The following is a 24,748-nucleotide window of genomic DNA, read 5'->3' as shown; positions in this document are numbered from 1 at the left end:
TGCCTTTTATGACCCTGCGTTTTGAGCATGTATAGTCCTGAATACGTCTTGTGTGGGCATACTTTTTACTCAAGTATAGTTTCTATTTCCACACATGCGGCATTAAACTTGTCGTCGCAGGCCTTTTGTAAGGCCTGTACCTTAATAACATCTGCCGCCTTGGCGGCTTGCTCCAGCGCGAAAAACTCATCTGCAAGTGTCTGAGCCCCAATGGCTTTGGCCGAAGATTTTAACTGATGCGCGGTATTTTTAATGGTGCTGAGCGACACTTCTTTAGCACTCAAGCCTTCAACCAGAGGACGAGAATCGGCCAAGAAGCCTTGCAAAAACTGCTTTTGAATCGCTTTGTCACTACCAACATAATTTTCCAGTACATTCAAATCTACAATACGTGTTGAAGATTTTTCCGGTTCACTGACTTTGGCCTGGGCATCGGACAAGGCAGCTTCAGGTTGGTTGACTACCGTGCTAACCAGCCCAGTGGCATGACCATTCAAAACCGGTAACCCCGAAGTCTGCGGCCTGTGAAGCCACTGTTCAATTTTGGCGCGCAGTGCATGCAGTACAATGGGCTTACAAATATAATCGTCCATTCCGGCGGTCAGACACTTTTCACGCTCACCACTGAGTGCATTCGCCGTCGCCGCGATAATGGGCAGGCTGGGCACTTTACCTTGTGTTTCAAGTTCACGGTAGGTTTTCGCAAAGGTATATCCGTCCATGACGGGCATATGACAGTCACTGATGATCAAAGAGAATCGATATTTCTGCATTAACTCAAGTGCGATGGCACCGTGCTCGGCAATAATGCACTGCAGTCCAAGCAAGGCAAGCTGGCGCTTAAACAAGTCCTGATTGTAGACATTGTCTTCTATCACCAGAATTAAGGCATTCTTTTGCTGGGCCTGTTCAATTGTGGGTAACTGCTCTTCACTTGCCAGCTGGCTCATATCTGGCTCAGGACTGATCTGGCCTTCGAGTGTTGCAATCTTCTCAATCACTCTGAATGCATAGTATGGGTTATTTTCAAGCGCATAAATATTCGCTCCTTCAATGGCAGGCATCTGAATATTGGTGTGCTCCAGCACCAGGCACTTGAGTTCGCTGTTAGTGGAAATGATGTCCTGGCCATTGGTAACCAGATGCTGGTATTTTTCGCTCGTAATAATCAAATAGTCAACATTCAGGCGGGCAAGCAAATAGGCATTGAGGTCGTCGTCACTGATTAACTGACAGTGCATACCATGAGCGCTGAGGTTGTGTGCCAAATCCTGTTCAAACTTATCATCATCAGAGACGATATAAGCGGTTAAGCCCTCAAAGCTAATCGCAATTTCCTGCTCACCGGTTTCGCTTGGTGCAAAAGGCAAGGTGACAATAAAGTTACTCCCGACATCTTCCAGGCTGTGGCACACTATGGTGCCATTCATCAGCTCACAAAGCCGCATGGTAATGGACAGCCCCAGCCCGGTGCCGCCATATTTTCTCTGTATGCTATCGTCAGCCTGTACAAAGGGCTTAAACAACCCCTGAGTTTGCGCCTCGCTCATCCCTTTGCCGTTGTCTTTGACACTGATCTCCAGGTATCCGGATTCAGTGGCGGGTGACACAAAGACTTCCACATTTCCGGTTTTACTGGCAGATGTTTTAGTGAACTTTACGGCATTACCTACAAGATTGAGTAAAATCTGCCGGATCCGGATAGGGTCGCTTTTGTGCCAGTAGCCCAAAGCGGGATCAAAGTAAAAATTCAGATTTATGCGCTTTTCGTGACACTGATGGCTCATCAGTTCACACAGTTCTTTGGTCAGGTTTTGCCAGCTAAAGGCTGCGTGCTCAATGACCATTTTACCCGCTTCGATTTTAGAAAAGTCGAGTATGTCGTTGATTATTCGCAATAGCATCATGGCTGAATTCTTGGCAACAGATGTCAGGTGACGCTGCTCATCGCTCAGCCGTGACTGAGACAAAATATCCAGCATACCGACTACACCATTCATCGGAGTTCTGATCTCATGGCTCATAGTCGCAAGAAAGCGGGATTTGGCTTTGTTGGCGGCTTCGGCGGTTTCTTTGGCATCGGCCAGGGTGGTGGCGTCGTTCTTACGTTGGGTAATATCATGTTGATATAGCAGCATGTACTTTTTATCGTTGCACATAATGTTGGTTAAAATCACTTCAAACCACATCTTAGCACCGTCCAGCTGATAGCATATCTCCATATCCTTGTAATACAGGTCGCGCGTTTTGGCTGATGCAAGCGCTTCCAGCAATGGTTTTTTATTCGACAACGGAAGCAAGGAAATCACGTCAATCAGGTTGTCGTTTACACGCATCAGGGTATTAATAAACAGGCCACTTTCTTCAAGGTTCAGGCGTTTGCTTTTATACCAAAAGCGGTTGATCAGGCGGATATTGGCGTCACCGTCCAGTAACAAAATAAAGGCAGGAATACTGTCCAGTGTGGCCTCCAGCAGGCTCTCGGTTTCGCGGTTACGGTGGAGCAGCTGCTGCACCTCGTGGCGCTGGGTTTCGGCTTCTTTCATACGGTCAAGCGCTTCCTGACGAGCAGCCTGCAGGGACGCCTGATATTTGCCCTGCCTTTGCTGCTGCGCGACTTGCTCTGAAATATCTCGCACAACGCCGACGACACACAAAGAATCTGACGCATCGCTCTGGTGTGACGTCATGATCACTTCTAGCTGCTTCTCTGACTCCTGCTCGTCGCAGAAGCTTAGAGTTAGTCGAATCTGTGAATCCAGCGTTTGAGTACGCAAATGGTTGAATAAGACACGTCTGCTCGAGTGCGTTAATTTACGCAGTACCTCTGTGTAAGGTACGTATTTTCCGCTACTTTTTACACTCATTAGGTTTTTCAATGTCTTAGATAGCAATACATCACGACTGCCTTGTTGCCACTCCCAGCTCCCCATCCCGACAATCTGTTCAGAGTTAGACAGCAACAAGCGTTCTTTATCAAGCTGTGCCTCAGAATGCTGTAACTGCTCAATAATGCGATTTTGCGCCCGATGGGCCAGCACCAGGGCGGTCAGGCTCAGTGTGAGCAGTAAGGCCAGTTGCACCGAAAACTCTTGCTGCAACGTATTGATGTACCCCTCTATTTGCTCTGGATCCTGAGTTGCTCTGACGGTAAAACCAAGCGCAAAGTTTTGATGTATCAGCTCCAGTCCGTTTTTGGGTAGCATGGCAGCCTGGCCGGTCGAGTAGTCGTTACGGCCAATCACTATGTCGTTGAACAGCAAATGCGTTGTAATTCCCTGATAAGCAACGGGCATTTTTAGGATTTTCGTGAGGGTGTCGTCAATGGGCTGGATCAATACCAGTAGTATGTCTGATAATCCGTTTGCACTAGCCTGCGGTGCCGTTGAGACACTATATAACTTATTATTGCTGTCGGACATCAATGCCAGAGAGAGTGACTGAGGCCCTTGCCTGGTAATACTGTCTGTAATGGTTTTTTGTAGTTTCTGCACGGGTAAAGTGGCAGGGAACAAGCCAACCAGATCATTATCTGAGAGGGTAAACTTGCCTATATATTCTGTACCTGTCGCATTGGAAAAAACAGGTTGCTTGGTAATACTCAATGTGTGCAGCCGCTCGGCCAGCGGCTTCAGCCATAAATTGTCGATGGCAATAACGGAGTAGGCAAGGTTATTACTCAGCTCATTTGCCGAGCGCGTGTACAAGCCGTTGCTCAGCTCACCCTGACTAATGTCATGCTCAGACATAATGAAAGACACGATTAATCCCAGTAATAGCAAAAGCTGCGACAGTTTGACCGGAGTCTGGTGCCGTTTGGGTTTCTTGCTATACCCCAGTGTGCGCCAAAGCAGAGTACTGGCCAAGACTATACCCACAAATGCAATTACAGCATACAGGGCATAGTCCAGCTTGGTAGAGTCATGTGCTTTGAGTTCGGTGCTGAGCTGTTGTTGGTGAGCGGTCAATTGCGTACTGACAATCGTGATGAGCAGCTCGATATATTGTGTTTTTTGTTGCCACCATTGCTGTGCATTGAATGTACTGTGGCCGGTGCGTTCGAGCAACAACAATACATCATTCAATGTCTGATTCTGAGGCTGAGTTTGTAAGGCTGTTATTTGCTTGACAATACTTTCACTAAAAGGTGTGTTGGTGAGTAGCGCAAGATGGGTGTTGTGTAAGGTTGAGAGCTCAAAGATGGCGCTTGCACGGTTGTCCAGTGTGTTGTTGAGCATGGCATACGTATGTGCCCTGAGTTTGCCGGCCTGTTCAATGGCCCGAGTCAGACTATATAAGTGCGAGTTAACCGCATCTGCGGCAATTTTCAGTTCAATCGCTAAAAACAGGTCCAGCAGCGCATCTATTTTTGCCGTGTAGAGCGTCATGGCCTGCTCCCGGGTGAGCAGCCGCTGGTCAAATAGAGCCCTGAGACTCATCAGTTCTGCCGTGCTGGGGAGTGAAGACAGCAAATTTTGGTTTTGCGCGCTCTGAATTGCAATATCGGAAAGCGCAGTATTGCTGTCATTGCGATACTGATTGAGCTGGCTGAGCGTTTCGCCTGTAGCCCGTTCAGACAAACCAAATGTATAACCACGCTCTTTTTGCAGCGCGAAGATGGCATTGCTTATCTGCTGCATATGATGGATATTTTTCAGGCTGTCCCGGGTTGCTTTAACCTGGTGATGGGAAGCGAAATAAGACCGTGCAAACCTGTCAAGTGAAAGTAAACTGACAAGCACGACCATTAACCATACAATAATTTTGAATTGCACTTGCACGCGTGCTTTCCTTAATGTAGACGTTCAGGCATTTTTAACTATAGTTTATAAACCATCTGTTAATTGGTGATTTGGATGAAAAATCCACCACTGCCGGATAACGAAGCACTGCGATTGCAAACGCTGCATGACTTAAAGGTGCTTGATACTCTTCCCGACGCCGAGCTTGACAGGCTTACGGAATTTGCTGCACATGTCTTTAATGTGCCTATTGCACTAATAAGTCTGGTCGACAGCGACAGGCAATGGTTTAAATCCAAAGTTGGGCTGGATGCAGCACAAACACACCGGGACATTTCTTTTTGTGGCCACGCTATTTGTCAGAATGAGGTCTTTGTCGTTGATAACGCATTAAAGGACGATCGTTTTTTTGATAATCCTCTGGTAACCGGGGAGCTGAATATCCGCTTTTATGCAGGTTGCCCCTTACGGCATCCGAATGGCAGCCAGCTAGGCACTTTGTGCCTGATTGATTTTGAGGCCCGAGAGTTTAACGAACACGATGCTTCAATTTTGAGTCAGGTTGCGGCAGATGTGGTGGCGCGACTGGTGATACTGGCTCGTCAGCAGGCGTACAGTTAATACTGATAGTGTACTTGAATCGCTTTCACCAATTGACTGGTCAAATTGTGTCTGGTTAGTACTGATATTGTGCTTTAATCGCTTTAACCAGGTCGTCCGGTAGTGCAGCCATAGCAGCTTCAAGCTGCCTGGCTAGCAGGGCATTACTGTGACGGTAGCCAATATATTGAGGCTCACTATGAAAATCTTGCGCCAGTATCACCACTGGCAGGTTAAATCGTTTGACCATATGCTGGGCCCATAATTTATCTACCAGCATAGCATCAACGCGTGCAGTGGAGAGAATATTAAAAAACGTCTTTGCATGCTCGTCGCTTTCTTCATAGTAAGAACGCCTGACTAATCTGGCATTCAGTGCTTCAAGCTTTCGATAAACTGCTTTGGGATACGGGTATTCTGTTGCCAACATGATCCTGGGCGTGTCAATTTGCCTGAAGTCTTTCATGCTGTTAAACCGCTCTGCGGACACTGCCAGGCTAAGTTGCCAGGATGTCGCTGAATCTGAAAAAATTGCCAGCCCGTCGGTCTTGTCCACATGGAGTGAAAAATCCGTACTGCCAAACTTAACGTTAGCAACGCAGCGTTTAAAAGGGAGCTCACTGAACTCGACTGTGCGATTCATCGTTCGGGCTGCAGCTCTGATCAGTTCGACCTCTTGCCCGCGGGCAACACCACTTTGATCGGTATAACTAAACGGACGCCAGCGTTCAAAACAGACTGTGATAGGCACAAGGACAACGTGTTGTTCAGGTTGTGATGCCCAGACAGACTGACTCATTGATAATCCAGGTAGTACCGTTACAAATGCGAAGGCTAACGGTGAATAGTAACGCGTCATTGGTTCCTCTGGACAGCTTTAATATGATTGTGGCAAAAACAGCGACGGCTCGTTGCGGCGCAAGCGTCGCAGCGCCTGGTTCATGCTGTGAACCCACCGTGCATCAACCTGTTTATTGCAGGCAAAGCCCAGGTAAGAACGTGACAAGGGTAAAATTATGCGGTAGTGCGCTGGGTCTATACCGGCCCGTTTAAACTGAAAGCGCGCAATAATATCGCCATAGGCAATTAAGTCAATGCGTTTTAATTTAAGCATTTGTACTAGCTCAAATCCGGAGGCCAGGAAAACAAGATTGTCTTTGCCGACATCTGACTGGCGTAACAGCTGGTGGCCAATGTCGTTTTTAACCACGCCAATTTTGTAGTTTTTCAGATCTTTGAGGGTTGAGACGTCGTAGTCGTTGTCCTTATGGCCAATGATGGCCACCTGGTTATCTATCGATGGGCCAATAAACTGAAATATTTTAGCTCGCTCCTGAGTATAGGTAATAGAAAAGATACAGGTTTTAGGTGAGGTCATGGCCATCCGATAGGCTCTGGGCCAGGGCACCAGCATGATGTCTCTTTTGTTCAGAGTCCAGCCCAGGTCACGATAAATACTATCCAAAATGCGGATCGATAAGCCTTCTATCTCGCCGTTTATGTGGTAATTAAAGGGTGGATAATCTTCGGTCACCCAGTCCAGACTGGGCGTATCATAGGTTGCCCCAAAGCTCATAAATGGATACAGGGCAACCAAACGCACTAACTGATGCATTGCAACCTACCTTGTAATCAGGCCGATGCCGTGTTCGGCCCGGATCTGTAAATCGACATGATTTCAGTATAGTACGTTGAGCGTAATTGCACTGTCTGTTAGCCTGGTGTGGTATCACTCAGTGCATGTTTGACGGCAGACTTAAGTGCTTTGATAGAGCGAAAACACCTCACTGACCGTGCCGCTCGGTTCGGTTTCTACAGGCTTATCCTGGCTGTCGCCAAGCAGCTCATCGATAGCCGCTTCCAGTTTGGCTTTGAGTTCATCAATTGTGTCTTTTAGTTTGTCTTTTTCATAATCGGGAAGCGCTCTATCATCGTGCATTTCCTGCTCTGTCAGGTCGAGCATTTCGATTCTGACTTTGAGCTCTTTATAGGCTAGGTAGTCTATTCCGAGGTTATTGAACAGCAAGGCTTCATTGACTTCGTGTGGCTCGACCTTGACTTCGATTGGCATCTCCATGATTTCGCTCATGGTTTCCTGATAGAACTGGATCTGCTGCTGCTTTTCTGGCTGGCTTGAGTCAACGCGTTTGTGGGCGTTGTCTCTGGCAACCTGATAGTAGCTTCTGGTCTGCTCAGAAATACTTTGATAATCCACCCCAACGGAAACCGCAACCTCGTTGTCCGGTTGTGTCCGCCCGGCTGCCTCCATGGCACCATTCAGTTGCTGTGTAAAGTGCGCCTGTTTATCCAGTTGTGCCGCATTGTGTGCTGCATACTGATTGGCAGAAAAGGCGCTTTGAGGGGTAATCGTGTTAATTTTCATTTGGTAATTCCTTTGCAGAGTCGGGAATACCTAAGCAAAGATTGTACCTAAACTTATTATCCAGGCAGGGTGATCTAAATCGTAATAAAAAGCGAAGTGGGCAGGCCCACTTCGCTTATGTGTTTTGCTAATACGTTGGCAACGGGTAACCGGATAACCGGATTACGGATTACGGCACCTGTGCTTTAGAACTGGTAGTTTACAGACAGCTTAACGTTACGCTCGTTGCCTGGCAGGCCGCCAAGGAACAGCGCTTTGCTGTAATAACGCTCATCCGTCAGGTTCTCAATATTGAGCTGGATCTGATACTGGTCACCCTGATAGCGCGCTGCAGCATCCCAGCGTGTGTAACTGTCAATCGTTGCTGTTGGCAGGCCGAATGATGCCGAATTAACGGTACGCTCATCCACATAGTTCACACCCAGGCTGAGGGTCAGGTTTTCCAGCACCGTGGCTGGCAGCTGGTAGTTGACCCAGGCGCTCGCCATTTTTTCTGGAACTCCTTTTTTCTGCTCTGAGCGCTCCTGGGCACGGATCTCAATCGCGTCCTGCCAGGTGGCGTTCAGGTTTAAGTCAACCGACTCAGCCAGTGCCAGGTTCAGGTCAATTTCGACACCCTTTGATTCATCTTCGTCATCGTAGAAGTATTGCGCAACACTGATGTTGTACTCCGGATCTTTGGGATCATCGTTGTACAGCGGGTTGGTATAACGCAGATTTGTGCGGCTGGTCTCAAACCACACGATTGAGCCAAGCAAATCTTCGTCCAGCGCCGTGAAACGGATCCCTAAATCGAGTGACTCTGACTCAGAATCCGGACGGTTTGGTGATGCTGTATCATCGGACAGAGCACCTAAAATACTGTAAGCCGTGCGGCCTTTGGCGACATTAACAAACGCAGAAAGCTGCGGGTGAACCTGGTAGTTAATACCGACATTATAGGTCATACCCGAATCATCTGAATCCAGTTCTTTGCTGGCTTCTGGCGCGCGGTCACTGCCTTTGTGTTGATAAGCCTGCTCAATCGCAGAGTAAGCAAGACCGGCACGTGCGGTTAACTGATCCGTCAGATACAAGACTTCCTGGAAACTGATCCCATAGGCATCCAGTGATTTATCATAGTTGCTGCGCAGTGACGGGTCGTAATCCATGATATCGCCGCTTGCCCAGTTCGGGTTGCGAATATCCAGAATATACGGGATTGCATTGTCGCCTTTGGCACTGTCGGCATCGTAAGCTGACCAGCTCTTCAGCGCCATTTCGCGGTTTTCATAGTTTACGCTGACAAGGTGTTCACCCATAACGCCACCCAGGCTCCAGCCCAGTTGCAGATCGGCAAAGTATTGCCAGGTTTGTTCTTCAGCAACCTGACGGCGGTATTCCTGACGACGGGCGGCAAAGGGGTGCAGTTCGCCATCAATAATTAGCGGTGCACGTGGATCGGCATTAATCACGCCGCGACGCTCCCAGTACACGTAGTTGTAAGCACCTGTCTGGCGCGCAAACTCAGAATCATAGCTGCGCCACAAGACTTGCTGTGTCAGGGTCGAGTCGTTGTTGATATGCCAGTCGTGGCGCAATTTAATGCGCAGCTCTTCACCTTCGTTTGGCTTGGACAAAGGCGATATCAGGTTGCCATCACCCAGATTGTAAGGTTGCAGGCCATCGCTTGCGCGCACTGAGGCTGCCAGCTGTTCACGTTGCTGTTCTGTCAGTTGTACGCCCAGATAGTTTGTGCCATCGTCATCCAGTTTGGCATCGTTTGGCAGATCAGCCCCGCTCAGCTTACCTGGCGTACCACTGGTGCTGTCCCAGTTCATGATCCGCACGGGATCGCCAATTGAGTCAATTTGCAACGCATCATCGATATAAGCGGTTGAAAGCAGCAGCTTGTGACTGGCGTTTACTTCAAAGCTCAGACTGGCGTACACTTCGTCTCTGTCTGATTGCAGGTCGCGATAGCCATCGCTGCGCTCATGGTTGGTTACCAGACGGTAGGCCCACTGGTCGTTCAGGCCACCTGTGGCATCAAAGCCAATACCATAACTGTTCCAGCTGCCTGCTTTGGCGCTGATTTCGAAAGCTTCCTGTTGCTGAGGCTTTTTCTCAACCAGGTTGATAACACCGCCTGCGGCGCCAATACCATATAAACCGGTTGCCGGGCCTTTTAAGACCTCAATGCTCTCAACATTGGTCATCGAGCGGGTAGGGTTAAAGTTGTTGCCTAAGTCAGCACCACCATACATGCCATCATAGGTGTAGTTGACTCCCAGGCCACGTACGGTCAGGTTGTCACCAATGCCATAGTTATTACCGGCTTGCCCCAGACCACTGACGTTACGCAGGGCTTCCTGAAGTGTGGTGGCACTTTGTGCTTTAAGCAATTCTTTATCAACAACCACAATGGCAGCCGGTGTTTGCATCAAGGCCACGTTGGATTTGGTGGCTGTGCCTGACTCCAGGATCAGCGTGTTGTGTTTATTATAAATACTGATCCGTTCGATACTTTCGTCAGTATTTTGAGCAAAAGCAGCAGGGCTGCTCACAGCGGCGCCTAACAGGGCGATTTTAACGGCATTGGCCAATATATTTGGTGAATTCTTTGAGCGAGAGAATTGCATTTTACACTCCATACGACTAAGGAACCCGGCTTCGGGACTGCAGAGGGAGCGCATACTAACAGTGATTTTAAATGATAACAACTCTCATTTGCGTTTAATAAATGTTGCTTGTGTGGCGAATTATTTGACCGGGTATACTGGCTGAGAATGAATTATTGATAATTTATTAAATAAAAACAATCGAGTAAAAAAAGCACACAGATCGGATGATCGGCTACACTCGCCTAAACGTGATGAGAACACATAGGAAGAGGCAGATTAAAGGCTTGTCTGGTTTGCCTCATCGGCATATTTTGCTTTAACCAGAGCAATATAGTGTTGCAGGTTCTTTTCCTTTGTGAGTTCAAAAGGGTGCGCCAGCAGGGAAATATCACACACCCGATCAAGGCGAAACTCGCGATAATCGTTGCGCAAAAGGCAATGTCCTATAATGGTCCATTTGCCGCCCCAGTAAACCAGACCCAGTGGCTCAATATCCCGCTCACTATAGGCATCTTTGGCATCTCTGTATTGCAATCTGACCTGACGCTTTTGTACTACGGCTTCGCGCAGTGTACGGCTGAATCTCTGATGGTCCTCTGTATGACCAAAGCTGGCGGCCACATAGGGAAAGTCGTCCAGCTGTTGTTTGAGGTGGTCGGGCAGCGCCGCCTCAATTTTTGCCATGGCACTGCTGGCATGCTCCGACAGTAGCGGATCGGTCCAGGCACTGGCCATACGTGTACCTAACAGCAAAGATTGTAGTTCCGCGACGGTAAACATCATGGGCGGCAGATCGCACTGGGCTATCAGATAACCTATGCCCGCCTCGCCTTCGATGGGCACACCTGAACTTTGCAGATGCTGGATGTCTCGGTAGATGGTGCGCTCAGACACGTTAAGCCGCTCGGCAAGCTGCTTCGCGGTAATGGCCAGTCGCCGGCCTTTAAGCAGGTTGACTAGCTGAAATAAACGCTCAGATTTGTGCACGGTGATCTCCAAAAAACGCCGGGGTATAGCCCCGGCACTCAAAAAGCCAGGTCAGGTTACCCACTGCAAGGCGATTGCGCAACCACCTCAGTCAAGGTCAGTGACAGACTATCCTTGTCAATCAGTGCCGCAAATTGCTGACACACCTGCTCATGCTCGAAAGCAGCTTGCACGCGCTTCGCATCTTCCAGTGTAGTCCAGTACACAATGTCGGTGTAAACGCCGGTGTCAGCATGTTTTGAAACCGAACGATATAATGACCCTGGTTGTGCATTAACGAATGCCATAAATTGCGCATTTTGCTCTAAAAAGTCAGCTTCAGTTACGCCGCTTGCGAGCTTGAAAGTAGCGATTTCTACGATGTTGGTGCTCATGTTTTATCTCCTTGTTTAAGTTGATAACAGTAAAGCACGTGGTGTTGTCAGGGAATGTCAGTAGGGCACCTTGATTTGCCACTAAGACAGGACGGTCAGTTTTGCCTGGATGAACGCAGGCAAACTTAAAAACGGATGGTAGGAACACTCGGTCATATTTTTGGGGTGGATTTCGGTATTGCTAAATCACTAAGATGCTGAATTTCAAAACGTCAGGGAGTGAGGGCATGAAAGCTGACAAAAATAGCAACATCCTGGATGTAGTGGTGAAATGGCTGGCTATTGCTGTTGCTACAGTGTTTGCTTTGAGTGGAGTACTGTGGTTGATGTATGTACTCGTTTCCACCCATGATGGCTAATCCTGATCGGCTGAAACGCCACCTCAACTGACTAGCTGGTTCCGTTGTTACGTGAATTTAAACATTGGCCCGCTCTTTACGCTCGGTTAGACTATGCGCTTTTAGTTCTGCGGAAAATAAAGATGGAATTAACGGCCTGGTTAAGTCTGGCGTTTATATGTTGTGTCGGAGCCATGTCTCCCGGCCCCAGTTTGGCGGTAGTGTTACGTTACAGCCTGTATCACAGTGCCCAGCACGGGATTGTGGCGAGTTTATCTCATGGCCTGGGCGTGGGTATTTACGCCAGTTTGTCTCTACTGGGCCTGGCCAGTCTGATTGAGCAATTTCCCTTGGTTTATCAGGGCCTGGTCTATGCGGGGGCGGCGTATCTTGCGTATATGGGCTACAAAATCCTCAGCAGCAATAGCAGTGGTATTGAAGTCGCCAAAGAGCACGATACTAAAAGCTATCTTACTGCGGCAAAAGATGGCTTTGCCATTGCCTTTTTAAATCCAAAGCTGGCCATTTTCTTCCTGGCGCTGTTCTCACAGTTTATCGACCCTGACGCACTAACACTCAAGGCTGCGGTGATCATGTGCATGACAGTACTGGTGATCGATGCGCTGTGGTATTTCTTTGTCTCTGTCGTGACCGCCTCTGCCCGTGAACGCTTTGATCTGAGTGCGAAACAGGGCGTGATTGACAAACTACTTGGCTGCGCTTTTTTGCTGCTGGCAGCACGGGTTGTTTATCAAACCATCTAAGCTTTAATGCCAGCCGTGCAGGCGCACGTAGTTACTGACGACATAGACTTTTAGGGTTGGACTGGCGACGGTGTAATGGTCAAACTTCAGTGCCAACCGGTGTTCGCTCCGGCTTGACACTGAGGCAATGTCGATTTGGATGCAGTGTCCATTTGGTAACACCAGACTTGCGCCTCTTAGTGTAAACATATCCTGGTGTGCCCAGGCGTTGAGCGGGAAAGTGTTAATGCAGGCACCGGTAAGTGACAAAGAGTCAACATGAAATGATGCCCTGGGAAAGTTTAGCAGTAGACGGACTGCCGGGTAGGGGGTAAATCGCCAGCTGCGTGGCATACCGTGTCCCTCAACGATCTGAGGCAAATCGTCAATGATAGACAACAGCGTTTGGTGATCCGGATGCCACCGATTTTGGCTGTCTGGCTGCAGTACAGGTTGAGCAGGGAAGTCGACGATATTGGCAGCGCGTAAATGGGTGTCGAGCATACGCTCGTTTTGCGCGTAGCTTGCTTCTTGCTGGGCCAGCTCTTCAAGCAGATCACTGGTAAACGCTTTTAGTTCATTGCATAAATTGGTGTGTGCCTGAAATAAATCTAGCTGGGATGTTTCAACCACCAAATGAATATAGTCCAGCTCATCCTGTGTCAGATCCATGATAGTAATCACCGCATAAGTCGTAGTTTAAAATTTAAGCATTTTTTGTACCAGTTTTAGTATCTTATTTGACTGATTTTTGACATTGTGTGTGGGCTGCAACGTGGGCAAAACGGATAAGCTGTGATTTTACTTCTGTAGTGAGACACAGGCCAAAGTTGAGACGAACATATTGTTGATAGAGCCCGGTGGTAGAAAAAGCGTCGCCGCACAGAATATAAATTTGCTCTGCCTGAAGCTGGGTCTGAAGTCTTTTGATATCAACACCCGGTAGTTCAAACCACAGCACTAACCCCCCACGCGGGCGATTGATTTGGATATTTGCGGGGAGCCGTTGTGTCAGTGTCTGGATGTATTGGTTGCATTGCAGTGCAAGTGTCTGGTTAAGTTTTTTCAGGTACCGGGTGTAATGTCCCCGACCAATATAGTCTGCCAGTGCCAGCTGGAGAGGCCGGTTACATCCTAAAGAGCGCACACGGATCAGGTCGCTGTAATGTTGATAGAATCTTCCCGGCGCGCACCAGCCCAGCCTGAGTCCCGGTGCCAGAGTTTTGGAAATACTACTGCACCAGATCACCCAGCCGTCTTCATCAAAGTGTTTTACCGGGAAGGGCATCGTGCGGTTGTGACTCAGCTCCCGGTAAACATCATCCTCTATAACAGGGATTTGATAGCGCTTTGCCATCTGCGCGAGTTCCTGTTTTTGCTGCACGCTCAGACAGTGGCCGGTTGGGTTTTGGAAGTTGGCGCTGAGCATACATGCCGCAATTTTCTGCCCAGCCATTGCTTGTTCCAGTTGTGCCAGATCGATGCCGTCCTGATGACAGGGGATCTCCATAACTTGCCTGCCCATGACGCTGAGCGTATCCAGCAACCCGGCGTAGCACGGAGACGGTACAGCAACGACCTCGCCTTCTTTGGTCGTAACTTCCAGGGCCGTTTTTACGGCATCCAGACAGCCTTGTGTAACAATTAACTCCCGCTCATGCAAAACAAACCCCTGGGTTTTAAGATGTGTCGTCAGTGCTTGTCGCAGAGTTTGTTCACCGAGTGGGTCCCCATAATTGAACAAGGTATGATTACCACGCAGGGTGCGCGCCACAGAGGCACGGAGTTGCTGTGTATCTATCAGGGTGGCGTCAAGTTGCGCTGTTGCAAATCCTGACCTGAGTCGCAGGGGTGGGTTTTTGGGTAAAGTGCGGATCTCTGCGTTAAATTTTGTGTGCTCTGTAGCCTGTGTCGAGACGGGGTTGTAACAAGGAAAAAAGCCACGTTTTGGATCTGCGTGAATGTAACCCAGTGATTCAAGATAACGATAACAGGAAAGCGCAGTGGTCATACTGACCTGATTGAGCGCACTCAGCTGGCGCAAAGAAGGCAAAGGCTGGCCACATTGGTACTCACCGGCTTCAATGGCATTGATAAACTGTTTGGCCAGTGCTTTGTATTTTGCTTGCTTACTCATCTGTTATCTAAAAATTTCTATTCTTTGTATCTGTTACCTTTTTACTATCACGTTAAAGTAGGGCCGTAAAGTCAAAAGGAGTCATTATGCATGCATTAACACCCCGGCAGTTGCCGGCTTATGAACAACTGCTCGCAGCACTTGAGCAAGAGTGTTACGCCTTCAGAGAGTCGCTCGGTACCCGGCGAGTAAGCAATCCTGAGTCTTGCTTACAAGCACGTGAACTTGTCGAGCAGCCGGCCGGGTTTGAGGTTTTCAGGCAAGTCTTCAGTACAGAAATAGCCCCTCAGCTGTCAGCCAGTAACGGTGGGCGTTACTGGGGATTTGTCACTGGCGGAGCCAACCCGGTTGCCACGTACGCCGATTGGCTCGTGACCTTGTACAACCAAAATGTCTCCAAAGGCGGCGACTCAATTGCCAGCCAGGTAGAGCGTCAGGCGATTAAGTGGATCACTGAGTTATTTGAGCTACCTGCTGCATATGAAGGGGTTATGACCACAGGTGCGACGGCCGCCAATGTATTAGGTGCCATGACGGCCAGGCAGGAAGTCGGACTTAAACAAGGGGTTGATGTCGCGAAGGCCGGTTGTAAGGCGCTGGATTATACCGTGTTTGCCGCGACCCCACATGCGAGTATGGTCAAGGCGCTGGGGCTGGCAGGTTTGGGGCAGGAGAGCTGGGTGCAGATTGCCTGTGAGTCAAACAGTGAAGCGATGGATACAACGGATTTGGCCAACAAACTGAATGAATGTCACAGTCAGGGAAAAATTGTTATTGCCAGTGCAGCAACGGTGACTGGCACCGATTTCGATGATCTGGTCCGCGTCGCACAGTTGTGCCGTAAACATCAGGCCTGGCTACATGTGGACGGCGCATTTGGTATTTTTGAACGACTGCTGACAGGTTCGCAAGGGAAAACGCAGGGGATAGAGCTGGCAGACAGTATTACGCTGGATTGTCACAAATGGCTGAATGTACCTTATGACTGCGGCGTTTTTCTCACCCGCCACCCGCACTCACTGTTTGCAACTTGTAATGCAGATGCGCCATATTTGGTCAATGATGAAACAGAGCAACCTTTTATGTCTTTGGGGATTGAAAACTCCCGGCGTTTTCGTGCTTTGCCCGTCTGGGCCACTTTGCTTGCCTATGGCAAACAGGGTATCAAGTCGCAGATCCAGCGTAATGTGGATCAGGCTAACGTGTTGGCCAGCTGGCTCAATAACTCACCTGCCTATGAATTGGATAAACCGTGTGAGCTAAACGTTGTGGTGTTCTCAGCCAGCGATAAAAACAAACTGGATACACATGACTTATTAGCACAGTTAAACGAAGCCGGTCAGGTGTTTATGACACCAGGCGTGTGGCAGGGTAAGGCGGTGATCCGTTGTGCATTTAGCAACTGGTGCACTGAAATGAAGGATGTGGAGCTGGCGATTGCGGAACTATCCAGACTGGCAAGCTAAGAAAAAACGCGGTCCCTCTGATATCAAGGGACCGCAGTCAAAATTTACCTAGCGGCGCATATCTGCATTAAATTGCATATACGAACTGACAGGGTCGTTTTCTAAAACTATCTCAGGCTCCATCATTTTCAATACTGACACTTTCCAGCCATCATCTAGCATGTCACTTGGCGAAATAACATAACCTTCAGCACTGAAGCCAAATTCAGGCTGATTGGCCAACAAAGTGAGTTGCCCCTGATTAATGGACCAGGTGTAGGCACGCGTTTTACCCTCTGTGACCACTTCTGCCAGGGCATTCTCGCCATGAAACTCCACGTACATAGTCTCGCTGCCATTTATGAGCGCAAAGCGTTCATACATCAGAGTATGGCTATCGAACAAAGGTTGACCTGCACTTGGTTTAACACGTTGTACAGTACCCAGATCGTCGCCGTCTTTCCATTGGATCACATCCCCGTTCAGGAACATCGCAAAAATAGTGTCGCTGTCAGCGAGCTGATTCAGTTCAAATGTTAGTTCAGTTCTGCCTGTGCTGGCATCATAATTAAAGCTGCCGTAATTGATACCTGCCATGGCAGAATCTGCGCTTTCATAATCTGCTTCAAAGAACTTGTTACCGGGTAAGAATGCACTGACCCAGATCCGTTCACTATCCAACGGATACTCAACATAGGCCCCGACTAAGGGATTGTTTGCATCTACTAGTCTGCTTAATGTAAAGCTCGGTTCGCCTTCAATATCAATGGTCAGTGTATCTCCATCGACCATCAGGGTATGTTTAAGGTCAGAGTCGTACCCATATACGCCATTAGAGTCAAAGAAGAGGCTAACCATAAACTCGCCGGTTTGTTCATCCCATTCGGCATAGCCCACTTCAAGCCCGGCCCTGCCATCGGGATCATCATCGGTTTTAAGCTCCATATGGACCCATCTACCATCACGGATCACCACCAGAAAATCTGGCTGGCTGGGGTCATACCAGGCACCACTGACTTTTTCAGTTGAGTAAACAACTTTAGGTGGCGGAGTGATCATAGTCGCCTTGTCAGCAGCCTGACCGTTAAGATAGTAAGTTTCTTCCATACCTTGGTCACAGTTAGTATCCAGCGGGTAGTTACAGACCTTGATGTAGTCGCGATCAAAGCCTTTTAAATCACTCACAGTCACAGATCCGGACTCGTCAGAATGTAGCTTGCCGGATTTAACTGAAAAGGTACCAATTTCGCTGAAATTACTGTCGCGAATTACCCGAGTGAACGTGTCGTCGTCGCTGTAATTCAGGAAGTAATATTTAAACTCAACCTGGTTGTTGTCGTTGAGGATATGGAAAGTCCGGTTGTCCATCCACATATAGTCGAATTGCGTTAACGTTGTGCCGGTCTTCATATATTTCAGCATATAACTGGAACTCGGGCCTTGCTCATAGGCGTTGGTAAAGCTATAGCGCACATACCAGCTGTTGCTATCCATGGAGATGACCTGATAGTCATTGCTGGAGTTAACGGTACAGCTCTCGGGGGTTGCCCCTTCCGGGCACTGGTGTACATTACGCCCATTCATGCTGTCGAAATAGCTATTAACTGATAAGGTGCGGTTGTCTATTTCCCAGACTTGTGTGTATTTGTTCAGCCGGGCATAGCTCACGCCATTGACATAGTTGTCAAAGAAATAGTTTTGTGGCAGGTTTGCCCCATAATATGGAATAAAACGCCCCTGGGCCATGGCATTGTTCAGGGTGATGGCTTGTTCAGGCATCATGATCCCGCTGCGACGGCGGTGCGTCATTGACGCCATTTTATCAGGCTCTGTTGCAACGGCGTCATCGGTGATTGCCCAGAACTGAAAGCCATTTTGTAGTGACTTCAGCAGCCAATAGGTGATTGTTCTCGCTTCCATTGAGTCAGTTTTGGCCAACATCACTATCAGATTATTGCCACTTATCTGCCAGCTGAAATCGCGCTCGGTGCCGTCAGGCAGGGTAGACTTGCCAGTGCCACCCTGGTTGAATACCATCTTACCGGCTTGTGGAAGGGTGTATTCGTTACCGGTTTCACCACCCATCAGATAGTACATTTGGTCAAAATGCCAGGTGCCAGGGATCTGTGCCGCTGTGGGTGTGATTGTATTGTTGCGCACAACCATAGTGAAATCGTCGGTGTCGGTGACATCTGCATTTAGCACAGTGTCGTCATCGGCTTTGATCTCGTCACGGACAGCGGTCAGGCTGATTGCTTTCGCAAAGCTGTTATCGTCGTAAATAGAAAAGGTCGCAGTTTTGTAACGCGAGTAGCAGGTATAGTTCATGCCCTCAGCATTTTTGCAGCTGTGTCTGGGTGAGAAAATGCCGTCGGCAAAAACAATACTCACTGATCCGTTAGTGGCCTGTGTCCAGGTAATGGCACCGCTGGTATGATCGGTGAAGGTGCCCGTACCATCCTCATTTAGCGTCATTTCTGTAAAGTGACTACGGAACCAGCGCGTGGAGCCAATCAGGTAGTCGCCTACAATAGAACCTTCGCCGTTATCAACCAGCTTGTCGTCCTCTTTGATTTCTTCTTTGGTTTTATCAATTAAGGTCGGGTCTGTGTCGTTGATGGTGTTGGTCAGTTCATCGACGGCGCTTTGGCTCGAAACCAGTTCAAAGGTATTGTTGACGCTGGCTGGCAAAGAAAACTTAGTATCACCGCTGCCGTCGACAACCAGTTTTATCAGTGCAGATAAAGTCAGTTTTTCATTGGCATCAACCCCTACCAGCGCATTGTTCAGCTCGTTGGTGGTTTGTGGCACACCGCCGACAGCACGGGTAACGAGCGCATACTCAGCGGTAGTCACATTGGTCACATTGACCCCAAAGTTTTCGCTGCTATTGACTATGCCGTCGCCGCCTGCCTGGGTGGCAACGGAGGTAAAGCTTTCCAGTTGAGAGTAAAACTCTACATTCTCCTGGTTTGTGCCACCATTGGCTTTGATACGAATAAGCTGGTTCACTGCCGAATCGTCGATATTCAATTGAACGGTGTAGGTACCATCATTGCCGGCGGTCGCCGGGAAGGTTTCATCACCTACGTACACCATGAGTGACGCATTCGCCACAGGCGCGTCGGTGACGATGCCGGTCAGCGTAACGGATCTGACTAAACGTTTTACCGTGAAGTTTTTCGTTGCGGTCGCCGTTGCACCATCGTCATCGGTCACTGTAACGGCCAGTATCATCGCTGTATCTTCAGTGACGTCGGGCGTTGTGAAGCTTACATCACTGGTTGTACTGTTATTCAGCGTGACCGAGGGTCCGGTGCTGACACTCCAGCTGTAGCTGACAACCTGCCCATCGCTGTCGGTTGCGCTGGCTTTGAGTGATACGGCGGTGCCTTCCAGTGCTTCACTGTCGCCACTAATACTGACTGTAGGAGCCTGGTTAGTTGTGCCTGGATTTGGGTTCGGATTCGGGTTCGGATTCGGGTTTGGGCTGGGGGACGGGCCACTGTCTGAGGAGCCTCCACATCCAGCCAGTATGGCTGTCAGGCAAGAGGCAGCCAGCAATAATTTTAGATTTTTCATAAACACACCTGTTCTATTTAGCGAAATAAACTCGCCCTTCCTTTGGTTATAAAGTGAGCAGGGTAAGCATAGTTTATAAGTCAGAAAAGTGAATGCTAATTCAGTGCAAATTCAGTGCAAATTCAGCTGAGTCTGTAACGCGGAACATTGGCTTAGTTTGCCTTCAATCTCCTGGTTGTTGCACAACTTCTGCTCAGCTGTCGTATATTTCTGCCATGTTCTTTTGCTGGTGGGTTGCAAAGCTTTGAGATGATCATAGACTAAGGCGAACCTTGTTTCGTCATTGCTTCCTTCGCAGGCGCAATATCAGAATAAGAACAACGAGCCCGAATTTGCCGACTTCACGCGATTAATTGGAAGAAAGCGCGAAGCCGCAGAGGATAGACGAGAAGTCCATGGATTTTATTCAAATTGGCGAGTTTCGCCTCTACCAACAAACCAACGAACTCATTACTGATGAGCATAGCATCACACTGGATCCCCGGCTGCTGTCACTACTGATATTCTTTATTGACAACCCAAACCGTATTATTGGTCGGGATGAATTACAAAATGCCATCTGGCAAGGCACCATAGTGACGGACAATGCCATCAATAAGCTGGTGGCGAATCTGAGAAAGGTATTTTGCGACGATCCTAAGTCGCCTCAATATATTCAAACAGTGCCTAAACAGGGTTACCGCTTTATTGCGCCTATTAAACTGGGGGCTGAGGAAAATACGTCTACACCAGCACGATCCGCCGCGCAAAAACGCCTGTCAGGGCGCTATTTATTGGCGGGCTTAATTATTCTGGCTGGACTGTTGGTTAGCGTGGTTTCGCATTATGGTAGTTCGGCTGCGCCACAGTATGGCGAAAGTCGGGCGTTGAGCCGGGTGAGTGGCGGAAAAATGTTTCCTGTCGTGCTCACTCAGCAAGCCCATGTTGCATTTTTGAATGTGACCGCAGCGCAGGGGCGCAGTTTATGGGTTGCTCAATATGCCCATGATAGCAGCGCATTACCGCAACCTATTGAGACGCCCGGTTATCATCTGCAACAATTGCTGGGTAGTCAGGGGGAATATTTGGTCTTTAAAGGGTACTACAAGGAGCAGTGTGGCTGGTTTAAAGCCAGGCTAGATTTGCCTGCGCGACAACTTGCGCCGCCTGATCAGGCGTTATATGACTGTGAGCTGATTTATCATGACAGTATTTATGTTGCGGGCGATGATCTTATCTATGCGCTGGCGCATGAACGCCGCTTTGAGCATAAAAACGATTTGTACGCGCTCAGTTTTTCGGCACAGAGAGCCAAGGTACCAACCAGCCTTGAGTCAACCTGGCGACTTGCCTACCTGGATGCCCATCCGGGCACACATCACTTGTTGCTGACGGCACACACTAATGATGGTAACAGCCGGGTGCTCAGCTATGACCCTGAGTCGGCAAAACAAGTCTTGCAGCTTGCGCGTACCGGTCTGATGCATGGCGCAATTTGGGATCATGACCACAAGGGGGTTGTTTTTTCGTCTTCCAGTCCACGCACTCAAATGTATCATCAGGCATTTACCGATAACGAGGCTACCTTACTGAGCAGCCTCAGCGATAAAATCTGCTGTAATATCGCCCGGCATAGTAATGGTGCGGATTATGTTTTTACGACCTATGATAAAGACATCGAACTTCAATGGCTGGAAACCGGGTTTGTGCTGGATAACAGCAATGGCCTGGATCGCTCGCCACGTTTAGCACACACTGATAATGGCGTCTATTTTATTTCTGACCGTTCGGGTAGCTCTCAGGTGTATTATCAGCGCCCTCAGGAGCAAGCCAGTCCGCTACCGAGATTACCTGATCATGTACGACTTCGGGGTATGGCGCTGTCGCCAGACGATGAACTGTTGCTGATCAATCACGATAATCATGCCATGTGGTTGATCCCCACCGGTGAAACAAGCCAGGGTAACACCTTGTTCTTTGACGGATATATTTACCAGCAAAGCTGGTTGAGCAACAGCTTGTTTGCCCTGTCTGTGAAGCAGAATGAGCGTAAACGGGTGCAAATCTACAATCGTCAGATGCAGCAAGTGGCACAGCTGCCAGAGGGCTGGATAACAGCGATGGCAGACCCGGCAACACCAGAATATGTTTACCTGACAGACAAAAATCATACGCTCTATCGCTTTCCCTTTGCGAGTATTTTAAATGGCATTGCGCAAGCTCAGGGAGAGCAAATTGGTGAGCTGGAGCCGTTTTCAAGTCTGGAGCTGGAGAACGGTATGGTGTACCTGATGACCAAAGAATGGCATGAACTGGTGCGATACAAAGTGACTGATGAGGGACTACACCCTTTATCTCGGCAAGATATCGGCGCTTATATGGGGTTTGATGTGCGTGATGGGCAAGTGATTTATGGTCGCAAAGCCGCATTCAGAAGCGACGTTTACAGCACCGTTGCGAGGTAACTGGCAGCGCGTTGCCTTAATAGGGCAACGCGCTTTTTGTTACCACCGATAGGTGTAGTTGAGCTTAACGGCGGTCTCACTGAATACGGTTTGTTTGTCGTGCCATCCATCCTCTAAATCATATCCTTTATTAATACTCAGCTGGTAGAGCTCATCCGGTGCCGGCTCATAGCGCAGCCGGCTAAACAACGAGAAACTGTCTGACTGAGTATTGTGCTGCAACAGCGAGTTCCACGACCATTCACTGTTGAAAGCAATATTGACTTTTAGTCGCGTGTTGTACATGTTACTTTTCTCGCCCGCACGCTCGTAATAGTACATATGACGCCCAAGCTGTACATACAAATGCTTGTTTGGGCGGGTATTTATGGTCAAGCTGAGGCGCTCTAAATCAGCATCAAAAAAGTCGCCTTTAACAACCCGGCCGCTGACGAAAACAGGTCGATCACTGGCGCTTTCATAGTACAGGTTCCACTGTTTGTAGTCATACTCACCTTTGGCAAATTGGATGTTATTACGGAATTTAAACGGATCTTTGAGTACTTTGTTGTACATCTCATAACTGATGTAAAAATAGTCATGGGATTTGGTTTGCACCACTAAAGGTTGCAAGAACAGCTGCTTACCTTTCTTTTCGCCATCGGTATTCTCCCAGCGTTTATAATAGGTTCTGATCTGGTAGAGGTTTAAATTATCTCCCAGCCAGCCCGTTTGTGGACGAACCCGGTAATGGCTGGTGAGGTGATAGTATTTAAGATCTGTGCGGTTCACAAAACCCAGCGCTGGTTTAAAATCCTTACCGATGTAGCGATACTTGGCATTAAGATAAAACCGGTCATTGGGCAGCAACAATGCCAGACCATAGGACTTACTGTCACTGTCGGATGTGTCGTCTGGCAGGTCAATTGACTGGTAAAAGGCGTTGGCAATCAATTGCTCTTCACCAAATAGTAAATCGTCAAAGCGATAATCAACCCCAGTCAGGGCCTGACTGGCACTGTCATCGGCGCTGCCATGAGTGAGTATGGCACCGAGCTGGTGGCGCTCGCCAATATGCTGTTTGGCTCTGGCGACACTGAGCTGAGTGGTTTTGTCACTATTGCCGTCGCGTTCCTGATTGACACTCAGTACGCCTAAGTCTGTATTACCCACTCTACCTGTTAGCTTAGTGCCCCAGTTGATATCCAGTACGCCTGATTGTGGTCCCTGACCAATGCGTCGGGAGTAAAAGGGCATGCCGTTATAGTCGTCGTCATCCATGCCGCCAAAGCGAAAGATCTGGCTGTCCTGCAAAAAGAAATCTCGCTTTTCGCTGTAGTACTGACCAAACCGGGTCATGTTCATTTCAATTTCGTCGACATCGGTACCGGAGAAGTCGGTATTGAGTGTGATCTGGCCGGTCAGGCTGGGTGTAAAACGATAAGTGGCGTCCAGGGAGGGCTCGAAGCTGCTCTCATCGAGTGTATCCTTGTAGGCCAGGCCGGGCTTAACCTCAATACCCTGCCCCTGGTCTAATTCGTGAAGTCCGGAAATGGGTGCGGTTTGTGATGCATGCCAGCCTGCCGAGTTGGGGTTGTTAAGGTTCCAGTAGGATTGCACATAGGGGCTGGAGAGCTTATGGCGTAACTGTAGTCCCCAGTTTTTGGCATCCGGGTCAAAGGATAACGATTGCATGGGAATGGCAATTTCCACCGTCCAGCCATCTTGCTGTTGCTGAGTTTTGGCATACCACAGGGTTTTCCATTCGGCGATGTACTCGGTCCCATTCACCAGACCATCTTCACGAACCCCTGAAGGCGTGACATGAAATAGATAGCCGTCCGATTTATCGTAATTGGTGTCCAGGATCAGACCAAAATAGTCTTCGTTCCACACACGCTCACCCTGAGTGAGTACCCGATCCACAATGGTGTTAGCAGGCTGGGTGATTTTGGCAGCAACATAAAAGAAGTGTTCATCGTAGGCCACATAGGCGGTGATTGGGTGCCTGGGTGTACCACCCACCGTTGGCCGGAATTCAACAAACTCAGTGATCACACGGGCATCAGTCCACTCATCAGGCGCTAGTTCACCGTCTATGCTCGGGGCCGTAGCAAGTCGTGGGATAGCGGTATCACTTTGGGTAAATTGTTGCCAGTCCCGAATGGTTTCTGGTGATTGCTGCGCGGTGCTGCAAGCCGTGTATAAAGTACATAGTGCTAAGCTTAGTGCGTTCAACTTGTTCATTGTTTTATCCGTTTCGTAAAAAGCTGGCTCCATTGTTGTTTGAGTGGAAATAAAAAGCGTGAAAAAGGCGCGAAATTAGGTGACAAAGTGGGGAAATTATGTGACTAATACCTGCCTAACATAATGAATTGAATGGTTTTAAAT

16 protein-coding genes are annotated in these 24,748 nt (G+C 48.7%); 5 read left to right on the top strand and 11 right to left on the bottom strand.

All coding sequences use genetic code 11. From position 1 onward, the window contains the following. Positions 1–65 precede the first annotated feature (65 nt). Positions 66–4,781 (bottom strand): ATP-binding protein, encoded by a 4,716-nt coding sequence (locus MHN33_RS04790; RefSeq protein ID WP_239396437.1) that lies wholly within the window; start codon positions 4,779–4,781, stop codon positions 66–68. A gap of 75 nt (positions 4,782–4,856) precedes the next feature. Between MHN33_RS04790 and MHN33_RS04785 the strand changes: the two genes are divergently transcribed. Beyond that, positions 4,857–5,363, top strand: coding sequence for a GAF domain-containing protein (locus tag MHN33_RS04785; protein WP_239396427.1), 507 nt, complete (start codon positions 4,857–4,859; stop codon positions 5,361–5,363). Between the two features lie 55 nt (positions 5,364–5,418). Here the strand turns inward: MHN33_RS04785 and MHN33_RS04780 are convergent, their stop codons facing one another. The 6 genes from MHN33_RS04780 to MHN33_RS04755 all read right to left on the bottom strand — a co-directional run bounded on the left by MHN33_RS04780 (position 5,419) and on the right by MHN33_RS04755 (position 11,689). Further along, a complete protein-coding gene (locus MHN33_RS04780) occupies positions 5,419–6,141 on the bottom strand; it encodes a transporter substrate-binding domain-containing protein (RefSeq protein WP_239396415.1) in 723 nt (240 codons plus the stop codon). A gap of 78 nt (positions 6,142–6,219) precedes the next feature. After that, positions 6,220–6,957, bottom strand: coding sequence for a transporter substrate-binding domain-containing protein (locus MHN33_RS04775; protein ID WP_239396413.1), 738 nt, complete (start codon positions 6,955–6,957; stop codon positions 6,220–6,222). A 141-nt stretch (positions 6,958–7,098) separates the two neighbouring features. Further along, a complete protein-coding gene (locus MHN33_RS04770) occupies positions 7,099–7,725 on the bottom strand; it encodes a hypothetical protein (RefSeq protein WP_239396411.1) in 627 nt (208 codons plus the stop codon). A 185-nt stretch (positions 7,726–7,910) separates the two neighbouring features. Beyond that, complete coding sequence (locus MHN33_RS04765) at positions 7,911–10,346, bottom strand: TonB-dependent receptor (RefSeq protein WP_239396409.1); 2,436 nt, start codon at positions 10,344–10,346, stop codon at positions 7,911–7,913. 258 nt (positions 10,347–10,604) lie between these two features. Continuing rightward, on the bottom strand, positions 10,605–11,315 hold the full coding sequence (locus MHN33_RS04760; RefSeq protein ID WP_239396407.1) for a YafY family protein: 711 nt from the start codon (positions 11,313–11,315) through the stop codon (positions 10,605–10,607). Between the two features lie 56 nt (positions 11,316–11,371). Continuing rightward, positions 11,372–11,689, bottom strand: coding sequence for a hypothetical protein (locus MHN33_RS04755; protein WP_239396405.1), 318 nt, complete (start codon positions 11,687–11,689; stop codon positions 11,372–11,374). A 227-nt stretch (positions 11,690–11,916) separates the two neighbouring features. Here MHN33_RS04755 and MHN33_RS23835 point away from each other — a divergent pair, with 227 nt between their 5' ends. After that, positions 11,917–12,048, top strand: a complete 132-nt coding sequence (locus MHN33_RS23835; RefSeq protein WP_275442523.1) for a hypothetical protein — start codon at positions 11,917–11,919, stop codon at positions 12,046–12,048. Between the two features lie 122 nt (positions 12,049–12,170). Beyond that, positions 12,171–12,791, top strand: a complete 621-nt coding sequence (locus MHN33_RS04750) for a LysE family translocator (protein ID WP_239396403.1) — start codon at positions 12,171–12,173, stop codon at positions 12,789–12,791. Positions 12,792–12,794: 3 nt separating this feature from the next. Here MHN33_RS04750 and MHN33_RS04745 read toward each other — a convergent pair whose 3' ends face one another. Both MHN33_RS04745 and MHN33_RS04740 read right to left on the bottom strand, forming a co-directional pair. After that, a complete protein-coding gene (locus MHN33_RS04745; protein WP_239396401.1) occupies positions 12,795–13,442 on the bottom strand; it encodes a hypothetical protein in 648 nt (215 codons plus the stop codon). Positions 13,443–13,506: 64 nt separating this feature from the next. Further along, positions 13,507–14,907, bottom strand: coding sequence for a PLP-dependent aminotransferase family protein (locus MHN33_RS04740; protein ID WP_239396398.1), 1,401 nt, complete (start codon positions 14,905–14,907; stop codon positions 13,507–13,509). Between the two features lie 86 nt (positions 14,908–14,993). On the opposite strand from MHN33_RS04740, the gene MHN33_RS04735 reads away from it, so the two are divergent. After that, positions 14,994–16,373: an aminotransferase class I/II-fold pyridoxal phosphate-dependent enzyme gene (locus MHN33_RS04735; RefSeq protein ID WP_239396396.1), complete on the top strand. Its 1,380-nt coding sequence runs from the start codon at positions 14,994–14,996 to the stop codon at positions 16,371–16,373. 48 nt (positions 16,374–16,421) lie between these two features. On the opposite strand, the gene MHN33_RS04730 is transcribed toward MHN33_RS04735, so the two are convergent. After that, positions 16,422–19,934 carry a hypothetical protein gene (locus tag MHN33_RS04730; RefSeq protein ID WP_239396386.1) on the bottom strand — a complete coding sequence of 1,171 codons (3,513 nt, stop codon included), beginning with the start codon at positions 19,932–19,934 and terminating at the stop codon, positions 16,422–16,424. A 395-nt stretch (positions 19,935–20,329) separates the two neighbouring features. Between MHN33_RS04730 and MHN33_RS04725 the strand changes: the two genes are divergently transcribed. Continuing rightward, positions 20,330–22,378 carry a winged helix-turn-helix domain-containing protein gene (locus tag MHN33_RS04725; protein ID WP_239396384.1) on the top strand — a complete coding sequence of 683 codons (2,049 nt, stop codon included), beginning with the start codon at positions 20,330–20,332 and terminating at the stop codon, positions 22,376–22,378. Positions 22,379–22,417: 39 nt separating this feature from the next. Here the strand turns inward: MHN33_RS04725 and MHN33_RS04720 are convergent, their stop codons facing one another. Next, a complete protein-coding gene (locus tag MHN33_RS04720; RefSeq protein WP_239396373.1) occupies positions 22,418–24,604 on the bottom strand; it encodes a DUF5916 domain-containing protein in 2,187 nt (728 codons plus the stop codon). Between the last annotated feature and the right edge of the window lie 144 nt (positions 24,605–24,748).

This window comes from Pseudoalteromonas sp. OOF1S-7 (assembly GCF_022347765.1).
In the GTDB taxonomy this organism is placed as follows: domain Bacteria; phylum Pseudomonadota; class Gammaproteobacteria; order Enterobacterales; family Alteromonadaceae; genus Pseudoalteromonas.
The sequence above is the reverse complement of the archived record's forward strand: the minus strand, read 5'-3'. Positions and strand labels throughout refer to the sequence as shown.

Bases quoted from the DNA above. Each gene is read 5' to 3' on its own strand.
- MHN33_RS04785 (WP_239396427.1), top strand. From the start codon at position 4,857: ATGAAAAATCCACCACTGCCGGATAACGAAGCACTGCGATTGCAAACG.
- MHN33_RS04780 (WP_239396415.1), bottom strand. From the start codon at position 6,141: ATGAGTCAGTCTGTCTGGGCATCACAACCTGAACAACACGTTGTCCTT.
- MHN33_RS04775 (WP_239396413.1), bottom strand. From the start codon at position 6,957: ATGCATCAGTTAGTGCGTTTGGTTGCCCTGTATCCATTTATGAGCTTT.
- MHN33_RS04770 (WP_239396411.1), bottom strand. From the start codon at position 7,725: ATGAAAATTAACACGATTACCCCTCAAAGCGCCTTTTCTGCCAATCAG.
- MHN33_RS04765 (WP_239396409.1), bottom strand. From the start codon at position 10,346: ATGCAATTCTCTCGCTCAAAGAATTCACCAAATATATTGGCCAATGCC.
- MHN33_RS04755 (WP_239396405.1), bottom strand. From the start codon at position 11,689: ATGAGCACCAACATCGTAGAAATCGCTACTTTCAAGCTCGCAAGCGGC.
- MHN33_RS23835 (WP_275442523.1), top strand. From the start codon at position 11,917: ATGAAAGCTGACAAAAATAGCAACATCCTGGATGTAGTGGTGAAATGG.
- MHN33_RS04750 (WP_239396403.1), top strand. From the start codon at position 12,171: ATGGAATTAACGGCCTGGTTAAGTCTGGCGTTTATATGTTGTGTCGGA.
- MHN33_RS04745 (WP_239396401.1), bottom strand. From the start codon at position 13,442: ATGGATCTGACACAGGATGAGCTGGACTATATTCATTTGGTGGTTGAA.
- MHN33_RS04740 (WP_239396398.1), bottom strand. From the start codon at position 14,907: ATGAGTAAGCAAGCAAAATACAAAGCACTGGCCAAACAGTTTATCAAT.
- MHN33_RS04735 (WP_239396396.1), top strand. From the start codon at position 14,994: ATGCATGCATTAACACCCCGGCAGTTGCCGGCTTATGAACAACTGCTC.
- MHN33_RS04730 (WP_239396386.1), bottom strand. From the start codon at position 19,934: ATGAAAAATCTAAAATTATTGCTGGCTGCCTCTTGCCTGACAGCCATA.
- MHN33_RS04725 (WP_239396384.1), top strand. From the start codon at position 20,330: ATGGATTTTATTCAAATTGGCGAGTTTCGCCTCTACCAACAAACCAAC.
- MHN33_RS04720 (WP_239396373.1), bottom strand. From the start codon at position 24,604: ATGAACAAGTTGAACGCACTAAGCTTAGCACTATGTACTTTATACACG.